Source organism: Tabrizicola caldifontis (assembly GCF_004762095.1).
Lineage (GTDB): Bacteria > Pseudomonadota > Alphaproteobacteria > Rhodobacterales > Rhodobacteraceae > Tabrizicola > Tabrizicola caldifontis.
The window spans coordinates 116,798-134,138 of the sequence record NZ_SIJH01000013.1 but is presented as its reverse complement, the minus strand read 5'-3'; the positions used below and the strand labels follow the sequence as shown (position 1 = coordinate 134,138).

Genomic DNA, 17,341 nt, shown 5'->3' with positions numbered 1-17,341 from the left:
GCCGATGTCGAAGATCATCCTGGAAACGCGCGGACTGACCAAGCACTACGGCGGGGTGCATGCGCTGGAGGACGCGAATTTCATCCTGCACGAGGGTGAACACGTTGCCGTCGTCGGTGACAACGGCGCTGGCAAATCGACCTTCGTTCGGCAGGTCACCGCCGTCGAACAGCGCACCAGCGGCGAGATCCTGTTCGACGGGCAGCCCGTGAATTTCTCCGGTCCGCTCGAGGCCCGCGAGGCCGGCATCGAGACGGTGTTCCAGACGCTGGCACTGGCAGACGATCTGGACGTGCCGTCCAATCTGTTTCTGGGAAGGGAACTGTTCCGTTTCCGCCTTGGCCCGTTCAGCTGGCTTGACCGGAAGGGGATGCGCGACCGCACGCTGGAGGCGCTGAAGACCACTGCAGTCAAGATCCCCAACGTGGACAATCCGATCCGCAACATGTCGGGCGGACAGCGCCAATGCGTTGCCATCGCGCGGACAGCCGCCTTTGCCTCGAAGCTTGTCATCATGGACGAACCCACCGCCGCCCTGGGTGTGCAGGAGACGGCTCAGGTCGAAAACATCATTCGGGGCCTCAAGGACCGGGGTATCCCGATGATCCTGATCAGCCACAACCTGCGGCAGGTCTTTGATCTGGTGGACCGGATCGTCGTCTTCCGCAGGGGCCGGATCGTCGCTTCGCTGCGCAAGGATGAAACCGACGGCAATGACATCGTCAGCTATATCACCGGCGTCAAGGGCGGGCAGGATCCCGTCGCGGCCTGACCGACCCCGGACAATCGTGGCCGACATGATCTCAGCGACCGCAGACCGCGGGCGCTTAGATACGTTTCATGCCATCTGCCAACAGGTGGGGGCCGTCCGCGTCCCCGCATGGATTTCAGGGTGTGAACGTCCTTTCAGCCGCGACAGCTGATCCGGCAGCACCGGAACCAGTGGGGAAACGGACGTATCGGGGACCCTGGTCTCGACCCTGGCAGGCCGAACGACAGGACCGTGCAGCAGCCGGGCATCGCACTGATCGGCAGCATCGGTGGGACGCTGCCGTTGCGCACCGATTGAAAGCACTCCAGCGGCACGCCTATTGCCGGCGGATCCGCTCAAGAAAGGCCGACATTGCCGCCCCGGCAAAGTCCAGTACCGCCTGATCGGCAAAGACACCGTCCTTCACCTTCTTCACCGCCTCGGGCACGACGATCTCCTGCCAGGGGAAGGGTTCGGCCAGCATGGCCGACAGGATCTGCTTCAGGTGACCTTGCGCCCTCACCCCGCCCAAGGCCCCGGCCGATGTGGTGACAACAAGGCAGGGCTTTCCCTTGAAGACCGAGTTGTAGCCGGGTCGCGAAGCCCAATCGATCGCGTTCTTGAGCACTCCGGGTACAGAGTAGTTGTATTCTGGCGTGACGAACACCACCCCGTCCGCTGCCTTGACCTGCGCCAGCAGTGCCGCCACAGGCGCGCCGCCGTCATGGTCGGCGTTGTAGAAGGGCAGCGCGGCAATGTCGGCGGTTTGCGAGGTCACGTCTTCCGGCAGGCGGGCGGCCAGCGCCTTGAGAAGCGCGGTCGAAGATGCCTGTGCGCGCAGCGATCCGGGGAAGAAAAGCAGTCGGGTCATGGAACGTCCTTCAAAGTCGGGCAAGCCAGGTGGCGATGCCGGGGAACAGGGTCAGGATGAACAGCGCCGCCACCATTGCCAGCACGAAGGGCATGGTGCCGCGGAAGATGGTGCCCACAGGCAGCGCCGGGTCGTTCATCGCGGATTTGATGGTAAAGACCGACAGGCCGAACGGTGGGGTCAGCAGGCCGATCTCGACAGCAACCACGGTCATCACGCCGAACCAGATCATGTCGAACCCCGCCGCCTGCGCCACCGGCAGGGCGATGGGCAAAAGGATCAGCATGATCGAAATGCTGTCGATGATGCAGCCCAGCAGGATCACCACCAGCAGATAGATCACCAGAAAGCCCCAGGGCCCGATCGGGCCGGAAAGCAGGGTTTCCCCCAGCGCGGCCGGCAGGCCCGACATGGCCAGCATCCGGGAAAAGAAGCTAGCCGCCATGACCAGGAAAAGGACCGAAACGGTGATCTGCCCGGTTTCAACCAAAAGGCGCCAGAACCGCCCCTCGCCCAGAGACCGGCGCAGGACCGCAATCACCAGCGCACCAAGGGCACCAGCCGCGCCGGCCTCGGTCGGGTTCAGCAAACCGCCGTAAAGTCCACCAAGCACCAGTCCCATCAATGACAGTATCGGCAGCGCCTTGCGCAGGGTCTGGGAAAGCGTGAGTTCGGGGCCAACGTGGTCTTCGTTCAGATCGAACACTGCGGCAGGGCGCAACCGCGCCATCAGCAGGATCGTCAAGGTGAACATGACCGACAACAGCAAGCCCGGCCCGATACCGGCCAGGAACATCCGCCCGACTGATTCTTCTGCCTGCACGGCATAGACGATCATCAGCAGGGATGGCGGGATCAGCATTCCCAGCACGGATGACCCCGCCACCACCCCGGTCGCAAAGCCCCTGGCATAGCCATGCCGCACCATCTCGGGCACGGCGACGCGGGAAAAGACGCTGGCCGAAGCGATGGAGATGCCGGTAATCGAGGCAAAGACGGCATTGGCAAAGACCGTCGCAACCCCCAGCCCCGCCCTGACCTTGCGCAGCGCCGACTGGAACACGTCGAACGTGTCCTTTCCGACACCCGAAACGGTGACCAGCAGCCCCATCAGCACGAAAAGGGGCACCACGGCGAACAGATATTCCTGCAAGCTGTCCCGGGCGACCGACCCGGCCATTCGGAAGGCCACGTTCTCGTTACGGATGAGGGACACGCCGCCGAAGGATACCGCCAGCATCGCAACCCCGATGGGCATTCCGATCAGGATCAGCAACAGCAGAAGCCCGACCGCAAGGATGCCTATTTCCACCCCGGTCATTCCAGCCCCCCGCCGGTTCGCGCGCTGCCGTCCGCGATGGCACGCCAGGCCTGATGCAGGAATTGCAGCACCGCGACGGCAAGACCCAGAACGAAAGCCAGACCAAAGGGCCAGACCGGAAAGGTCAGCACCCCCTGGATGCCGATGTACTTTCCGCCCTCGTAATCGCGGATCAGCGTCAGCACCCCGGCCCAGCAGACCAGGGCCAGCATCGCCGCGCCGACCAGATCGTAGAAGGCCGACAGCACCGCTGCGACCCGGGGCCGCGACTGTGCCAGCGCACCAAGCACCATGTCGGTCCGCGCCAGACGGTTTGCCCGGATCGTCGTTGCGAGGGCCAGATAGACAATGGCAACCAGAAGCGAGGCGCCCAGTTCCGAAACCAGCGGTAGCGAGGCACCCAGCAGGTTCCGCGCCAGCGCATCGGCACTGATGATCAGCATCAGCACCACGATCAGCAGGGTAGAGATGGCGGCAAGCCCCTCTCCCACCCAGGTCAGCAGGCGGCCGACCGACCCCATCGCACGGGCCGTCACGACGGGGCCGCTCACCTTATTCCGCCTTCCAGTCGCGGACCGGGGTTTCGCCCCGCGCCTTCAGCCCCGCCATGTAGGCATTCATCACCGTTGTGCCCGGAAGACCCTTTGCATCCAGATCGCGGGCCCAGTTGCCAGCAAGATCGGGCAGCGCGTTCACCCACGCCTCGCGCTGATCCTGCGGCAGTTCTGCCAGGGTGACGGGCGGGTTCTGGGTGGCGCCGGCCTCGATGATCTTCTGGGTCACGGCAACCGGACGTTCGAGCAGATCCTTGCCGTGGGCCTCGGTGTAATAGGCGCCGGCCTTCCTCATGGCGTCCTGCACTTCCTCGGGCAGGGCATCCCAACTGTCCTTGTTGATCGCAATCGCACCGGAAAAGGCGGTGCCCATCTGCACCTTGGTGATATAGGGCGCGACTTCGTAGATCTTGGCCGGGAAGACACCCAGCGCCAGCGACAGGACGCCGTCCGAAACGCCGGTCTGGATGTCGGTGTAGAAGGTGGTCAGCGCGCCATCGACCGGGTTTGCGCCCGTGCCGGAAAGCCAGGTGCCCAGCACGCCGGGGGCGGAAATCTTCATGCCGTTCAGATCGGCCAGGCTGCTGATCGGCTTCTTGGCATAAAGATCGTAGCTGTCGGTGCCTGTCAGACCCAGCACCACCAGGTTGTGGCTTTCCCATTCGGCCTTCAGCTCGGGGATCGTGTCGATCAGTTCCTGCATCACGGCCAGTTGCACGGGCGGGTTGTTGGTCGCGAAAGGCGCATAGCTGGAAACCTGGCTCAGCGGCAGTTCCGCGCCTTCCAGCAGCGAAAAGACCCAGCCCACATCCGTCACGCCCTGTTCCACCGAGGACAGCGTGGCATTGGCCTTGTATAGCGTGCCGCCGAATGCCTCGTTCCAGGTGATCTTGTAGTTGCCCGTTTCGGCCAGCAGACGGTCGGTCTCGGCCATGAAGTGGGTCTGCATCATGCCAACCCACGGAATAGCCGTGGGGTGGCTCGAGGCGATGGTCAGGTCGATGTTTTCCTGCGCCCAGGCAGCGCCGGGAATGACCATGGCCGAGGCCATGAGGATAGCTTTGATTTGCACGTCTTTCTCCTCCCAGATCAAGATTTTCGCGGGTGTCAGCCCGCCTTTCTTCCTTGCAGTTCCGCACGGATTTCCGCCCCGTGTTCATCCAGCACCGGGGGTGGCAGAACCTGGCGGTTGGCCTCGCCGTCAAAGTTGTAGGGCGCACGCACGGTGGTGAAGCGACCCATCAGGGCGTGATCGGCAGACACCTTGATACCCAGATGGACGGCCTGCGGATCCTCCAGCGCCTCGTCGCTGTCATAGGCCGGGGAATAGGGCACCTCGGCCGCCTCGAGCGCCGCGCACCAGTGGTCACGGGGCTTTGCCTTGAAGATCGGGGTCATGATCTCGATCAGGTCGTCCTGATGCCTGATCCTCTCCATCCGTTCGGCAAAGCGGGGGTCGGCAGCAAGGTGTTGCTGCCCTGTCGCCTCAAGGAAACCCTCCCAGAACTTCGGGGGGCTCGACATGTGGATCGCCACCCATTTCCCATCGGAGCATTCGAAGGTGTAGGACTGGCTGACCACCGGACGGGACAACGGCCCCATCACCTCGCCCGCGCTGAAGTAGTGGGTGAAGCTGTCCAGGTTGAAGTGGCACATCGCCTCGAGCATCGAGATGTCCAGCCGCCGCCCTTGCCCCGTAACCCCGCGCTCGACAAGCGCCGCGAGGATTCCGGTTGCCGCGTAATGGCCGGTTACCGCATCGGCAATGGCGGGGCCGATGACGCGGGGCTTCACCGGGGGCGTCATCAGCCGCAGGAAACCCGAGGCCGCCTGCGCAACCGTGTCATAGGTTGGCCGGTCACGCGCGGGTCCGGATGTGCCAAAGCCCGAAATGGCGCAGTAGATGATGTTCGGATTGATGCGGCGCAGATCCTCCTCACCCGCGCCCAGCTTTTCGGCTACGCCGGGGCGGAAGTTCTGGATGAAAACGTCCGCGCCTTCGATCAGCGCGTGGAACACGGCCAGATCCTCGGCCTTCCTGGTGTCCAGCGCAATCGACCGCTTGTTGCGGTTGTAGGTCTGGAAATGCGGGGAGTATAGCCCGCCCTTGAAGGCGCGGAACGGGTCGCCCTCGCCGGGGCGTTCGACCTTGATCACGTCGGCGCCAAGGTCGGCCAGCTGCATCGCTGCGGCGGGGCCGGTGATGTAGGTTCCCATCTCGACCACGCGGATATTGCGCAAGGGCATCATTTCGCGCGCTCCCCGTCATAGGCGATGGCAAGGTCGGCGTTGTGCGACAGGATGAACCCGATGGGGCGGCGCGATTCCTCGTAAAGGTGTGCGGCAAGTCCTCCGGCGCGGGCCAGCAGAGGCACAGCCTTCAAGGCTTCAAGCGGCCAGCCGGCATCCAGGATCACTGCCGGGATCGCGCCGCTGACATTGATCGGCAACGGGCGGCTCATGATGGCGGGCGCATGCTTGCCCAGATGGCGCAGCGCCGCGACATGGGGGCCGGAGACACCCAGCTTGTCGGCAATCTCCAACAGCTTGTCGGCGCGCGGATCACCCGAGGAATGCTGCGGATGCCCCAGACCCGGCACCTTTTTCCGCGCCGCCTTCACCCCCTCCAGCGCCCTGACAGCCGCGGCCTCATCGCCGCCCGCCGCCACGACCTCGGCCAGGAAACGCCCGGCGATCTCGGACGACCCCGCGACGACAGTGCCCATGCCCAGTAGCCCCGCCGCCATGGCGCCCTGCCATGCCTCGGGTGCCGCCGCCAGCGTCATCCGCGCGGCCTGCACACTTGGGACCAGCCCGTGTTCGGCGATGGCCACCAGACAGGCGTTCATCATCGTCTTCTGCGCATCCGTGGGCCGGTGGCCGCAGACCAGCAACCAGAAATATTCGGTGAAGTCGATCTGCCCGATCAGATCGCCCACCAGGTCATGGCCCCGGACCGTGATCGAATGTTCGTCCGATGTGGCAATCGCCGTGAAGGCGTTGTCCTGCTTGCCGATCCTCATGGCGCACCTTTTTTCGTATAGCGAAATTATTTTCTCTTGCCGGAGAATATGCACTGCACTAGCTTGCCGTCAACCGGGTAAATTCAGGGGGGGTCAGCGATGCGTGACATCAACCAATTCACGATCACCGAGGCGGTGAAGAAATCCTTCAGGACAGAAGAGGGCAGCCGCTTCAAGTTCCTGCTGGAGACGTTCATCCAGCACCTGCACGACTACACCCGGGAAGTGAACATGACGCACGAGGAATGGATCGGCGTCCTGAACTTCCTGTATGACTGCGGGCAGATCTCCACGCCGGAACGGCACGAATTCATACTTCTGTCCGACGTTCTGGGTTTTTCGGCGCTGGTGGACATGATCAACACCAGGGGCGGCGCGACCGAGGGTTCGAACCTCGGGCCGTTCTATCTTGACGACGCTCCGCGCTTTGCGCTTGGAGGCGATCTGGGCAAGGGCCGCGACGGTGCGGTTCTGCTGGTCCAGGGGCAGGTGCGCGATTCGCTGGGCAACCCGATCCCCGGCGCCATCATCGACACCTGGCAGGCCGACAGCGCCGGGACCTATCCGATCCAGGAACAGGCAAGCGGGCAGGACAAGTACGACCTGCGCGGCATCTTCACCGCCGACGAGAATGGCAATTACTGGTACACCACCGTGCTGCCCAAGCCCTATACCGTGCCCTACGATGGCCCGGTCGGGCGCCTGCTGCGCGCGGGCAACCGCCACGCCTGGCGCGCCTCGCACCTGCACTACATCATCCGCGCCGAGGGCTACCGCCCGATCACGACCGAGATGTTCTTCGAAAACACCGATTATCTCGACAACGATGCGGTCTTCGGCGTGCGCAAGTCGCTGATCACCAAACTCGAGCCGGTGAAGGCCGGAGATGTGCTGCCCGCGACCGAAAAGAAGCCCGACGCGAAGTGCCACTTCGACTTCGTGCTTGCCCCGGCAGGCTGACGATGTCGGGCGGGGGACAGCCCATGGAAGGCGATCGGCCGCCTGAATTCGTCGAGGCACTGGCCAAGGGCCTGGCGGTGCTGGAAAGCTTCGACGCCGCGCATCCGGACATGACCCTGTCGGAAATCGCGCGTCGGGTTGGGTTATCCCCGGCTGCAGCCCGGCGCAGTCTGATCACGCTGATGGCGCTGGGCTATGTCGGGCAGAACGGCAAGCGTTTTCACCTGCGGCCCAAGGTGATGTCGCTCGGCTCGGGCTTCTACTTCGCCGCACGGATCGACGAGTTCCTTCTGCCCGAACTACGCCAGATCGTCGAAACCCATGGCGACGCTTCGTCGGTCGCGACGCTGGAAGGGACAGAGGTCGTCTATATCGCCCATCATTCCACCCAGCGCGCGCGCCGTGCCAGCGCCGTGGTGGGCGCGCGCTATCCGGCCCATGCCACCAGCCTCGGCCGCGTCCTGATGGCGGGCCTGCCGGATCATGAACTCGATGCGCGCCTTGCCCGGATGGAACCGGTGGCCCTGACCTCGCGCACCGTGACCGACAAGGCCGAGATACGCCGCCTGATCCTGAAGGCGCGGGAGGACGGCTACGCGACGACCGTCGATCAGCTTGACTACGGCATCACCGCGCTTGCCGTGCCGATCCGCGCCGCCGACGGGCGGGTGGTCGCGGCGCTGAACTCGTCCGGCTACACCGGCATGGTCACGCCCGAGGACCTGGTCGCCACCCGCCTGCCCGATCTGCGCGCCGCCGCCGCGCGGCTGGGCGCTGCTACTGCCCGCATCCCTGCACTTTCCGCCGTGCTCGACAGCCGCTGATCCGTGCTGCCCCGTCGGCCAAGACATCCATTCTGGGAGGAGAAACCATGTGCAAGCTCTGTGACGCCACCCGTCCGACCCTGGCCCGCGCGCCCGCCGACACCAGCGGCGCCGCGGCCCACCCTGCCCCTGCCCCCCTGCCCGCCGGCATCGGCCAGCCGGGCCGCAGAACGCTGATCCGGGGCGGCCACATCCTGTCCATGGATGCCAACGTCGGCAATTTCGCCAGAGGAGACGTGCTGATCGAGGGTGCGAAGATCCTCGCCGTCGGCGCCAACCTCGACGCTGGCGATGCCGCCGTGATCGACGCCTCGGGCCATGTCGTCATGCCGGGCTTCATCGACACCCACCACCACCAGTTCGAAACCGCGCTGCGCTCGATCCTGGCCGATGCGATTCTGGTCAACGACGGGCGGCCGGAAAGCGCCGCCAACTACTATGAATGGATGCTGCAGAAGTTCAGCGTCCTCTACCGGCCCGAAGACGTGTATATCTCGGAGCTTTTCGGCTCGATCAGCCAGATCGACGCGGGCGTGACCACGGTGATGGACGTGAGCCAGATCCACCACAGCCCAGAACATTCCGACGCCGCGATCAGCGCCCTGCGCGCTGCCGGCCGCCGCGCGGTCTTCGGCTATTTCGAGGGCTGGGGCGAGAAAGCCCAGTATCCGGCCGACGCCCGCCGGATCAAGGCGCAGCATTTCGCCAGCGACGACCAGCTTCTGACCATGGTGATGGGCGCGGAAATCTACCTGCCCGGCTACGAGGCTGCCTGGGCCACCGGCCGCGAGCTGAACATTCCCCTCGCCATGCACATCGTCGGCACCTTCGGCATGGCCCCCACCTTCGACTCCCTGGCCGAGGCCGGCCAGTTCGGGCCTGACTGCATCTTCATCCACATGACCGGGATGAGCGACATGGCCTGGCAGAAGGCTGCGGATGCTGGCGCCCACGTTTCGCTGTCCGTCCCGATCGAGATGCAGATGCGCCACGGCGTGCCGCCGATCCAGAAATGCCTGAACCTGGGGATGCTGCCGTCGCTGTCTTCGGATGTGGAATGCACGATGACGGCGGACCCCTTCACCCAGATGCGCTCTACCATCACCCTGCAACGGATGTTCGCCAACGAACTGGCGCTGAACGGTCAGGACTACCCCAAGCTGCTGTCGGCGCTTGAGGTGATCGAGATGGCAACGATGGGCGGGGCAAAGGGCCTGAAGCTCGACCACAAGACCGGCAGTCTGACACCGGGGAAAGAGGCCGACATCGTGCTGCTGGACGCCAGCGCCCTGAACGTCGCACCCCTGAACCATGTCCCCGGCGCGGTGGTGACGCTGATGGAGCGGTCCAACGTCTCGACCGTGATCTGCGCGGGCCAAGTGCGCAAGTGGCGGGGCAAGATTCTCGGCCATGACATCGCGAAGTTGCGGGCAGAGCTTGAGGCCAGCCGTGACTATCTGCTGGAAAAGGCCGGGGTGGAAAAGGATCTGTTCCGGGTGTGAAGGGCCGCCTCGTGCCGGCTGCGCTAGCCGCCGGCACGAGGCATCGCAGACTTCCCGTGCAACCTGGCCAGCGCAAGGATCCCCGGACAGCCGAACCGCAAGAGCCCTGGCAACGCCGATCAGGTTTTCATGAAATACTCCTGCCCCTCTTTTTTTTCCGACAGCCGGAACGGTGATTTCGCCCCAGCCCTCGCTTCACCAAAGATCATGCCTTCGGCCACATGCCAGAACGCAAGGGAATGCTGTCAAGGCTGCCGACGATCTTCACGGCAACGGGCCCGGCCGGCGCTCTTCCGTCAGCAGCACGTTCGCTTCCACATTGCCGACCCCCGGCAAGGTCATGATGCGGCGGCGCAGCACGCGCTCGAAATCGGCGATGTCGCGCGCAACGACCCGCAGGCGATAGTCGAACAGGCCCAGCACATGCTGCACCACCTGCACCTCGGGGATGGCCTGCACGGCGCGCTCGAAATCCTCAAGGCTCACCCGCCCCTTCGTTGCAAGCTTGATGCCCAGGAACACCGTGACCCCGAAGCCTAGCGCCTCGCGGTCCACCTCGACCGCCAGGCCCTTCAACACCCCCGCCTCCTCCAGCCGTCGCACGCGCCGCCATGCGGAGGGCTGCGACAGGCCCAGCCGGCGCCCCAGTTCCCCGGCCGAAAGCGTGCCGTCCGCCGCCAGCGCCCGCAGGATCGCCCGGTCGGTGTCGTCAAGGTCGATCACAGCGGAAGCCCCCCCGTCTCCTTGATCGTCGCAACCAGCATCAGCGCCTCGACCTCGGCGATGTGCGGCAGGGTCAGGATCCGGTCGCGGTAGATGCCGGTCCAGTGCCCCATGTCGCGGGCGATCACGTTCAGCCGCACATCCACCCGGCCGAGGAAGGTCTCGATTGCGATGACCTCGGGCACCCCGCGCGCCGCCGCGATGAATTCGTCGAAGGCACGCGGGTTGGTCTTGTCCAGCGTGAAGCGCAGCGAGACCTCGACCGCATAGCCAAGCGCCCGCCAGTCGATCCGCGCGCCCTCCGACCGTATCACCCCGCCCGCCCGCAGCCGGTCGAGCCTGCGCCACAGCGTCGCCGGCGTGACGCCCGCGCGCTCGGCCAGCACCGCGCGCTCCAGCCCCGGCTCGGCAAGCCAATGGCGCAGGATGCGGCGGTCGGTGTCGTCGATCAGCATGAATTTTACGTCGAATGGCGCTTTCAGGAATGATCTTTTGCATATCCGCCGCCAGTCGTCAAAGATTGCACGGGTCGCGCGGCAGAAATCCCTATTGTCGCGCCATCGACACCAAGGAGGACGCCCGATGCGCGTTTACTACGACCGCGACTGCGATGTGAACCTGATCAAGGACAAGAAGGTCGCCATTCTCGGCTATGGCAGCCAGGGCCATGCCCATGCGCTGAACCTGCGCGACAGCGGCGCGAAGAACGTCGTCGTCGCCCTGCGCGAAGGCTCGCCGTCGGCCAAGAAGGCCGAGGCCGAGGGCCTGAAGGTCATGGGCATCGCCGAGGCCGCCAAGTGGTGCGACCTGATCATGTTCACCATGCCGGATGAACTCCAGGCCGCGACCTACAAGCAGTACGTCCACGACAACCTGCGCGAAGGCGCCGCCATCGCCTTTGCCCATGGCCTGAACGTGCACTTCGGCCTGATCGAGCCGAAGAAGGGCGTCGATGTCATCATGATGGCGCCGAAGGGCCCCGGCCACACCGTGCGCGGCGAATACGTCAAGGGCGGCGGCGTGCCCTGCCTCGTGGCTGTCCACCAGGACGCGACCGGCAAGGCGATGGAACTGGCGCTCTCCTACTGCTCGGCCATCGGCGGCGGGCGCTCCGGCATCATCGAGACCAACTTCCGCCAGGAATGCGAAACCGACCTCTTCGGCGAGCAGGCAGTCCTCTGCGGCGGTCTGGTGGAGCTGATCCGCATGGGCTTCGAGACCCTGGTCGAGGCCGGCTACGAACCCGAGATGGCCTATTTCGAATGCCTGCACGAGGTGAAGCTGATCGTGGACCTGATCTACGAAGGCGGCATCGCCAACATGAACTACTCGATCTCGAACACGGCCGAGTATGGCGAATATGTCTCGGGTCCGCGCATCCTGCCGCGCGAGGAAACCAAGCGGCGGATGAAGGAAGTCCTGCACCACATCCAGACCGGCAAGTTCGTCCGCGACTTCATGCAGGAAAACGCCGTGGGCCAGCCCTTCTTCAAGGCCACCCGCCGGCTGAACGACGAACACCAGATCGAGAAGGTCGGCGAGAAGCTGCGCGCCATGATGCCCTGGATCGGCAAGGGCAAGCTGGTGGACAAGGCGCGGAACTAGGCCCGGACAGGTGCGCTGAAGCGCACCCTGCGCAGGGGCGCGCAACGGGCGCCCCTGTCCCTGGCGAAGCCGCAAGATGCGCAGACGGCTTCGCCTCTTCCCTTTGTGCCTTGCGATCCTGCGGGCTGTCCTGAACGCTGCCGTGGTGTCGCTTGGCGACCTTTCGACCTGCCTGATCATCGCCTTGACAAGGGGCCTTCCCCCCGCGAACCCTGCGTCATCCCCGGACGAGCGCCCGCAGCATGACCACCCTGATGATCCTGATGCCCACCGGCGGCCAGATCGACACGCCGGCCGTCCACAGCCTGCTGGGCCTCACCCAGGCGCTGCAACGTAAAGGCATCGCCTTTGCGCTGAAGACCTACGAATGGTCCGATCTGGTGATTTCGCGCAATTACCTGATGTCGGTGTTCCTGGCGAACCGCAATTTCAGCCACGCGCTGCTGCTGGACAGCGATATGAGCTATCAGCCGCAGCTATTCTTCGAGCTGCTTGATTTCGATGCCGATTTCACCTGCGCGGCCTATCCGCAGCGACGGATGCCATGGGCCGCCTTTCGTGCCGCCATAGAGCGCGAAGTCATGAAGCCCGCGGCCGAGCGCGCCTCGACCGCCGAACTTCTGGCCGAGACCCTGCGCTACAACGTGGCCGAAGTCTATGACCGCGGCCAGCCCTGGCCGCTGGAGCGGCGCGGCAAGTTCCGCAAGGTCCCGGGGGCAGGTACCGGCTTCATGCTGATCCGTCGCGCCGTCCCGGAACGCATGGTGGAAATGGGTGCGGCAAGGCCCGTTCCGGGCTTCAATGGCCCTGGCTACCCCGGCGCCGATTTCCACGACTTCTTCAGCCACCTGCGCGGCCGCGGCGGCGAGATCATGCATGGCGAGGACACCTCCTTCTGCCGCCGCTGGATCGAGGGTTGCGGGGGCGAAATCTGGTGCCATGAGGCCGCGCAGATCACCCACCATGGCACGCTGGCCTATCCCGGAAAATATGCGCTTGCCCCGAAACCCTGACGTCTGGCACGCGCCCGCCGCCAGAGTGCTGCAGAGCGGGCGGGTGGGCCCCGCCTGAAGGGGGCGGTCTGTCCGCGCCCGGTCGGGCGACAGGCGTCGCGATCACCACCGCCTTCGTCACATCCAGAACCGAAAGCCTGAACCTGGCCGCGCAGGGCCGTCAGACGGCCGCCTGCATTGCGCCCACGATCTCGTCCACCACGGCGTCCAGCAGGCTTTCGTCCTCGCATTCCGCCATCACGCGGATCAAGGGCTCGGTGCCCGACTTGCGGATCAGGATGCGTCCCAGGCCGGCAAGCCGGGCCTCGCTTTCGGCGATGACCCGGCGCACCTCTTCGGCATCCAGCGGTCGCGCGCCTTCAGCGAAGCGGACATTTCTCAGCTTCTGCGGCACGGTTTCGAAATTGCGGGTCAGGCTACTGGCTGGCTGGCCGGTTCGGACCATTTCCGCAAGGAACTGCAAGCCCGCGATCAGCCCGTCGCCCGTGGTGGCATAGTCGGTCATCACGATATGGCCCGACTGTTCGCCGCCCAGATTGAAGCCACCCTCGCGCATGCGTTCCACCACATAGCGGTCGCCGACGGCCGTACGTTCCAGCCGCAGGCCGCGCCCTTCCAGGAATCGCTCCAGCCCCAGGTTCGACATCACCGTGGCCACCAGCGCGCCGCCGCGCAGGCGCCCCTCCTCGGCCCAGCGCGCCGCCAGAAGCGCCATGATCTGGTCGCCGTCCGCCACCTGGCCAGTCTCGTCAAGGATCATCACCCGGTCGGCATCGCCATCCAGGCTGATCCCCACATGCGCCCCATGCGCGACCACCGCCTCTGCCGCAGTGTCGGTATGGGTGCTACCGCAGTTTTCGTTGATGTTGGTACCATTCGGATGCACCCCGACCGGGATCACCTCGGCCCCCAGTTCCCACAGCACTTCGGGCGCTGCCTTGTAGGCCGCCCCGTTGGCGCAATCGATCACCACCTTCAACCCGTCCAGCCGAAGGCCGGCCGGAAAGCTGGTCTTGACGAATTCCTGGTATCGCCCGCGCCCGTCTTCGATCCGCCTTGCGCGGCCGATGTTCCCCGGCTTTGCCGGTGGGATCTCCCCTTCGAGCAAGGCCTCGATCTCGGCCTCTGCCGCATCCGACAGCTTGAAACCGTCCGGCCCGAAGAACTTGATGCCGTTGTCCTCATGCGGGTTATGGCTGGCCGAGATCATCACCCCGACATCCGCCCTTAGCGAGCGCGTCAGGTACCCGACGGCCGGTGTCGGCACCGGCCCCAGCAGCATGACGTTCATGCCTGTCGAGGTCAGGCCCGCCGTAAGCGCGTTTTCCAGCATGTAACCCGACAGGCGCGTGTCCTTGCCGATCACCACCCGGTGCCCGGCGCTTCCATCACGCCTGAAATACCGCCCTGCGGCCGCGCCCAGCTTCAGCGCCAGTTCCGCCGTCATAGGCCAGCTGTTGGCCCGCCCCCGCACGCCATCGGTTCCGAACAGCCGCCGCGTCATGCCATCTCCTCAAGTGGTTCGGTGTGCATCGCCTGCCACAGCCGCAGCGCCTGCCGCGTCTCGGCCACATCATGCACCCTGGTGATCTGCACGCCTTGTGCAAAACCCGTCAGCGCCACCGCCAGCGATCCCGGCATCCGCGCATCCGGGGCCTCGGCCCGACCGATCGAACCGATGAACCGCTTGCGCGAGGCACCAAGCAGGATCGGGCAGCCCAGCCCATGCAGAAGCGACAGCCCACGCAGCAAAGCCAGGTTGTGCACCGCAGTCTTGCCGAAACCGATGCCGGGATCGACGGCGATGTTCCGGCGGTCGATTCCCATCGCCTCGGCCCGGGCCAGCCGCCGGGCCAGCTCGTCATAGACATCCAGCAGCACATTGCCGTAGCGCGGGTCGTCCTGCATGGTCTCGGGCAGGCCCTGGGAATGCATCAGCACCAGGGGCACGCCTTCACGGGCGATCAGCGGGCCCAGTGCCGGGTCGAAGGACAGGCCCGAAACATCGTTGACCAACGTAGCACCACCCCGGATCGCCGCCGCCGCCACCGACGCCTTGCGGGTGTCGATCGAGATCGGGGCACGCATGCCACCCGCCCGCAGGGCCTCGATCACCGGAACGGTGCGGGAGATTTCCTCGGCGATCGGCACTTCCCTTGCGCCTGGCCGTGTGCTTTCGCCGCCAATGTCCACGATCTCGGCATCGTCCGCGATCTGCTGCCCCTGGCGGACGGCAACTTCGGCCGAGCAAAAGCGCCCGCCGTCGGAAAAGCTGTCGGGTGTCACGTTCAATATGCCCATGAGGCGCGGGCGATCCATCGACAGGCTCGCGAACGCGGCGCGCGGTGCGGTCAGGCGGTGCAACACGGGCTCGGGCACCTCGCCTGCCGGGATGACCCTGGGCGCAGCACTGCGCGACAGAACCTCGACCCGGTCGAACCAGCACCAGCCACCCGCCAGCGGCAAGGCACCTGCCGCACGGGCCGGGTCGATCATGGGGATGGGGCGATAATAGTATTCCATGGCGTCGGGAGTGGCCGAAGCCCGACCGCTTGGCAAGGGGGAAGCGTCACACCCGTTTCACCGGCACGCGGCTTCCTGCCGGCACTGCAACCTGGCCGTGAACAACCAATGCCGTTGCGGCCATCGTTTCGGCAAGCCAAAGGGCCAGCGTCACCGGTTCGGTCCCCTTCGGCCCGTCCACAGCGTCCAGCACCAGCTTCGATGGGGCCCAGACTACCGTTTGGCCGCGCTTCATCGCCCAGTCGATTTCGGTGCGCGTCGCCACCACGACGCAGCGCGGATCGCGGGCGGCCAGGGCCCAGGCGTTCTGTTCGATGGCCAGCAGGTCGATCCGGCGCTGCGTCGGCTTGTGGCCGGTCACGGGCCGCGGCAGATCCGGCAGGCCGACAGTCAGGATGAGCGGCAGCCCCTCGGCCTGAAGCGCGTCCAGCCGTGCCGGCAGCGCGGGGTCGGCGATCGCCGCGTTGTCGAAATGAACCACCAGCGGATGCACCGTCGCTTCGCTGTCATCCGTCCGGCGCAGGGGCACCTCGGCGCGCGAACGCACGATTTCCACCCCAAGGGCATAGGGACCGATGTCCAGCTTCTCGATCCGGATGAAGGCGCGCATGGCGGCGGGTTCGGCCAGGATGCGCTCCGCCACCCGTTCAGCCAGCGTCTCCAGCAGGTTCAGCCGCTCTGCCGCCAGTTCGGCCGCGATGGCCTCGGTGATCCGGTCGTAGCTGAGGATACGGTCCACATCATCGTCCAGCGGCCCGGTCACCGGGCGCACCTCGACCACCACATTGAAGCGCAGCCGCTGCTTGTGGCCGCGTTCCTGCTGGAAGGCGCCGATCTCGGCCTCGACGACATGATCGCGAAGGCTGATCCGGTCGCGCGGGTCGGCGCTGGCAGAGGCCTCGGCCCTGTCCTCCGGATGCGCGAAGGCAAGCTCGATATCGGACATGGTCATGGGCGCCTCCGCGGGATTGCGCTCCTCATACCACGCGGGGCGGGCGGGCCAAGCGGGAAGCCGCCCGATTGCGCGCAGAAGACGACATCTCAGCCGGGATGGCGGTAGAACGTATGGGCCCCTATGGTCGCGGTGCGCGCAAAGCGTTTCGACCAGTTCGGACGCACGGCGCGGGCGTGGAAGTGCGTCGCGCCATCGGTCAGCAGCCGCGGCGCCCCGTCCAGCATGGCCCGGGCGATCCGGCCCGCAAGATCGGCCGCGCCTTTTTCCCGCATCCGGACCTTGCCGTTGCAGGCGTATGAGAACTGGCAGCCCCCGCCACCGCGCTGCTTGACCACACCGCAGACCGTTCGCGGGTAAAGCGGACTGTCCACGCGGTTCAGGATGACCTCGGCCACCGCAATCTGGCCTTCAAGGCTTTCGCCGCGTGCCTCGAAATAGATGGCCTCGGTCAGACACTGCCACTCGGCATCGCCCTCGGGCGCAGGCAGCGCCATGAGCCAGGCCTCGGTCAGGCCGTCGGTCTGGGCGGCGGCCGGCAGCATTCCTGACATGTCGGGGTCGGGCAACCGGGTGATCACGGGGATGCGCACATCAGGCATGCGCATATCGTAAACGGAGGAGGAGTGGACATCGCCCATGGCAGGGGCGGCCGCCATGGCCGCCACGAGAAGGGGCGCCACCCTGCGCCCCACATCAGACAGTTTCATTCTGCTCTT

At 65.5% G+C, this 17,341-nt stretch carries 18 protein-coding genes; 6 read left to right on the top strand and 12 right to left on the bottom strand.

The genetic code is table 11. The features are described 5' to 3' along the window. The first annotated feature begins 4 nt into the window (after positions 1-4). Positions 5-772 (top strand): ATP-binding cassette domain-containing protein, encoded by a 768-nt coding sequence (locus EYB42_RS12595; RefSeq protein ID WP_135450466.1) that lies wholly within the window; start codon positions 5-7, stop codon positions 770-772. Positions 773-1,088: 316 nt separating this feature from the next. On the opposite strand, the gene EYB42_RS12590 is transcribed toward EYB42_RS12595, so the two are convergent. Genes EYB42_RS12590 through EYB42_RS12565 form a run of 6 tightly spaced genes read right to left on the bottom strand, consistent with a single transcriptional unit; the run spans position 1,089 to position 6,520 of the window. Then, positions 1,089-1,622: an NADPH-dependent FMN reductase gene (locus EYB42_RS12590; RefSeq protein WP_135450465.1), complete on the bottom strand. Its 534-nt coding sequence runs from the start codon at positions 1,620-1,622 to the stop codon at positions 1,089-1,091. Between the two features lie 10 nt (positions 1,623-1,632). After that, positions 1,633-2,943 (bottom strand): TRAP transporter large permease, encoded by a 1,311-nt coding sequence (locus EYB42_RS12585; RefSeq protein ID WP_135450464.1) that lies wholly within the window; start codon positions 2,941-2,943, stop codon positions 1,633-1,635. Next, complete coding sequence (locus EYB42_RS12580; RefSeq protein ID WP_135450463.1) at positions 2,940-3,494, bottom strand: TRAP transporter small permease subunit; 555 nt, start codon at positions 3,492-3,494, stop codon at positions 2,940-2,942. The genes EYB42_RS12585 and EYB42_RS12580 overlap by 4 nt, the downstream gene beginning before the upstream one ends. Before the next feature lies 1 nt (position 3,495). Further along, positions 3,496-4,569: a C4-dicarboxylate TRAP transporter substrate-binding protein gene (locus tag EYB42_RS12575; RefSeq protein ID WP_211195410.1), complete on the bottom strand. Its 1,074-nt coding sequence runs from the start codon at positions 4,567-4,569 to the stop codon at positions 3,496-3,498. Between the two features lie 35 nt (positions 4,570-4,604). Continuing rightward, positions 4,605-5,747 (bottom strand): CaiB/BaiF CoA transferase family protein, encoded by a 1,143-nt coding sequence (locus EYB42_RS12570; protein WP_135450462.1) that lies wholly within the window; start codon positions 5,745-5,747, stop codon positions 4,605-4,607. Beyond that, positions 5,744-6,520 (bottom strand): citryl-CoA lyase, encoded by a 777-nt coding sequence (locus EYB42_RS12565; protein WP_135450461.1) that lies wholly within the window; start codon positions 6,518-6,520, stop codon positions 5,744-5,746. The genes EYB42_RS12570 and EYB42_RS12565 overlap by 4 nt, the downstream gene beginning before the upstream one ends. Positions 6,521-6,619: 99 nt before the next feature. On the opposite strand from EYB42_RS12565, the gene EYB42_RS12560 reads away from it, so the two are divergent. From EYB42_RS12560 to EYB42_RS12550, 3 genes are read left to right on the top strand one after another with little or no spacing between them, the layout of a single operon-like run. Further along, on the top strand, positions 6,620-7,480 hold the full coding sequence (locus EYB42_RS12560; protein WP_135450460.1) for a dioxygenase family protein: 861 nt from the start codon (positions 6,620-6,622) through the stop codon (positions 7,478-7,480). Between the two features lie 23 nt (positions 7,481-7,503). Next, positions 7,504-8,304, top strand: coding sequence for an IclR family transcriptional regulator domain-containing protein (locus EYB42_RS12555; protein ID WP_135450459.1), 801 nt, complete (start codon positions 7,504-7,506; stop codon positions 8,302-8,304). A 47-nt stretch (positions 8,305-8,351) separates the two neighbouring features. Beyond that, complete coding sequence (locus EYB42_RS12550; protein WP_135450458.1) at positions 8,352-9,806, top strand: amidohydrolase family protein; 1,455 nt, start codon at positions 8,352-8,354, stop codon at positions 9,804-9,806. Positions 9,807-10,070: 264 nt separating this feature from the next. On the opposite strand, the gene EYB42_RS12545 is transcribed toward EYB42_RS12550, so the two are convergent. Then, entirely contained in the window at positions 10,071-10,529 is a 459-nt protein-coding gene (locus EYB42_RS12545; RefSeq protein WP_135450457.1) for an Lrp/AsnC family transcriptional regulator, read from the bottom strand. Then, complete coding sequence (locus EYB42_RS12540) at positions 10,526-10,981, bottom strand: Lrp/AsnC family transcriptional regulator (protein WP_135450494.1); 456 nt, start codon at positions 10,979-10,981, stop codon at positions 10,526-10,528. Before EYB42_RS12540 ends, EYB42_RS12545 begins: the two co-directional genes overlap by 4 nt. A 130-nt stretch (positions 10,982-11,111) precedes the next feature. On the opposite strand from EYB42_RS12540, the gene ilvC reads away from it, so the two are divergent. Further along, positions 11,112-12,134 carry a ketol-acid reductoisomerase gene (ilvC, locus tag EYB42_RS12535; protein WP_135450456.1) on the top strand — a complete coding sequence of 341 codons (1,023 nt, stop codon included), beginning with the start codon at positions 11,112-11,114 and terminating at the stop codon, positions 12,132-12,134. 242 nt (positions 12,135-12,376) lie between these two features. After that, a complete protein-coding gene (locus tag EYB42_RS12530; RefSeq protein WP_135450455.1) occupies positions 12,377-13,147 on the top strand; it encodes a hypothetical protein in 771 nt (256 codons plus the stop codon). Between the two features lie 160 nt (positions 13,148-13,307). On the opposite strand, the gene glmM is transcribed toward EYB42_RS12530, so the two are convergent. The 4 genes from glmM to EYB42_RS12510 all read right to left on the bottom strand — a co-directional run bounded on the left by glmM (position 13,308) and on the right by EYB42_RS12510 (position 17,332). After that, entirely contained in the window at positions 13,308-14,651 is a 1,344-nt protein-coding gene (glmM, locus tag EYB42_RS12525; RefSeq protein WP_135450454.1) for a phosphoglucosamine mutase, read from the bottom strand. Beyond that, complete coding sequence (folP, locus tag EYB42_RS12520) at positions 14,648-15,670, bottom strand: dihydropteroate synthase (RefSeq protein WP_135450453.1); 1,023 nt, start codon at positions 15,668-15,670, stop codon at positions 14,648-14,650. Before folP ends, glmM begins: the two co-directional genes overlap by 4 nt. Before the next feature lie 46 nt (positions 15,671-15,716). Then, positions 15,717-16,622, bottom strand: coding sequence for a dihydroneopterin aldolase (locus EYB42_RS12515; RefSeq protein ID WP_135450452.1), 906 nt, complete (start codon positions 16,620-16,622; stop codon positions 15,717-15,719). Between the two features lie 89 nt (positions 16,623-16,711). Beyond that, positions 16,712-17,332: a cell wall hydrolase gene (locus EYB42_RS12510; protein ID WP_135450451.1), complete on the bottom strand. Its 621-nt coding sequence runs from the start codon at positions 17,330-17,332 to the stop codon at positions 16,712-16,714. Positions 17,333-17,341: the final 9 nt, after the last annotated feature.

Coding starts and splice junctions, on each gene's coding strand:
- EYB42_RS12595 (WP_135450466.1), top strand. CDS start 5: ATGTCGAAGATCATCCTGGAAACGCGCGGACTGACCAAGCACTACGGC.
- EYB42_RS12590 (WP_135450465.1), bottom strand. CDS start 1,622: ATGACCCGACTGCTTTTCTTCCCCGGATCGCTGCGCGCACAGGCATCT.
- EYB42_RS12585 (WP_135450464.1), bottom strand. CDS start 2,943: ATGACCGGGGTGGAAATAGGCATCCTTGCGGTCGGGCTTCTGCTGTTG.
- EYB42_RS12570 (WP_135450462.1), bottom strand. CDS start 5,747: ATGATGCCCTTGCGCAATATCCGCGTGGTCGAGATGGGAACCTACATC.
- EYB42_RS12565 (WP_135450461.1), bottom strand. CDS start 6,520: ATGAGGATCGGCAAGCAGGACAACGCCTTCACGGCGATTGCCACATCG.
- EYB42_RS12560 (WP_135450460.1), top strand. CDS start 6,620: ATGCGTGACATCAACCAATTCACGATCACCGAGGCGGTGAAGAAATCC.
- EYB42_RS12555 (WP_135450459.1), top strand. CDS start 7,504: ATGGAAGGCGATCGGCCGCCTGAATTCGTCGAGGCACTGGCCAAGGGC.
- EYB42_RS12550 (WP_135450458.1), top strand. CDS start 8,352: ATGTGCAAGCTCTGTGACGCCACCCGTCCGACCCTGGCCCGCGCGCCC.
- ilvC (WP_135450456.1), top strand. CDS start 11,112: ATGCGCGTTTACTACGACCGCGACTGCGATGTGAACCTGATCAAGGAC.
- EYB42_RS12530 (WP_135450455.1), top strand. CDS start 12,377: ATGACCACCCTGATGATCCTGATGCCCACCGGCGGCCAGATCGACACG.
- glmM (WP_135450454.1), bottom strand. CDS start 14,651: ATGACGCGGCGGCTGTTCGGAACCGATGGCGTGCGGGGGCGGGCCAAC.
- folP (WP_135450453.1), bottom strand. CDS start 15,670: ATGGAATACTATTATCGCCCCATCCCCATGATCGACCCGGCCCGTGCG.
- EYB42_RS12515 (WP_135450452.1), bottom strand. CDS start 16,622: ATGACCATGTCCGATATCGAGCTTGCCTTCGCGCATCCGGAGGACAGG.
- EYB42_RS12510 (WP_135450451.1), bottom strand. CDS start 17,332: ATGAAACTGTCTGATGTGGGGCGCAGGGTGGCGCCCCTTCTCGTGGCG.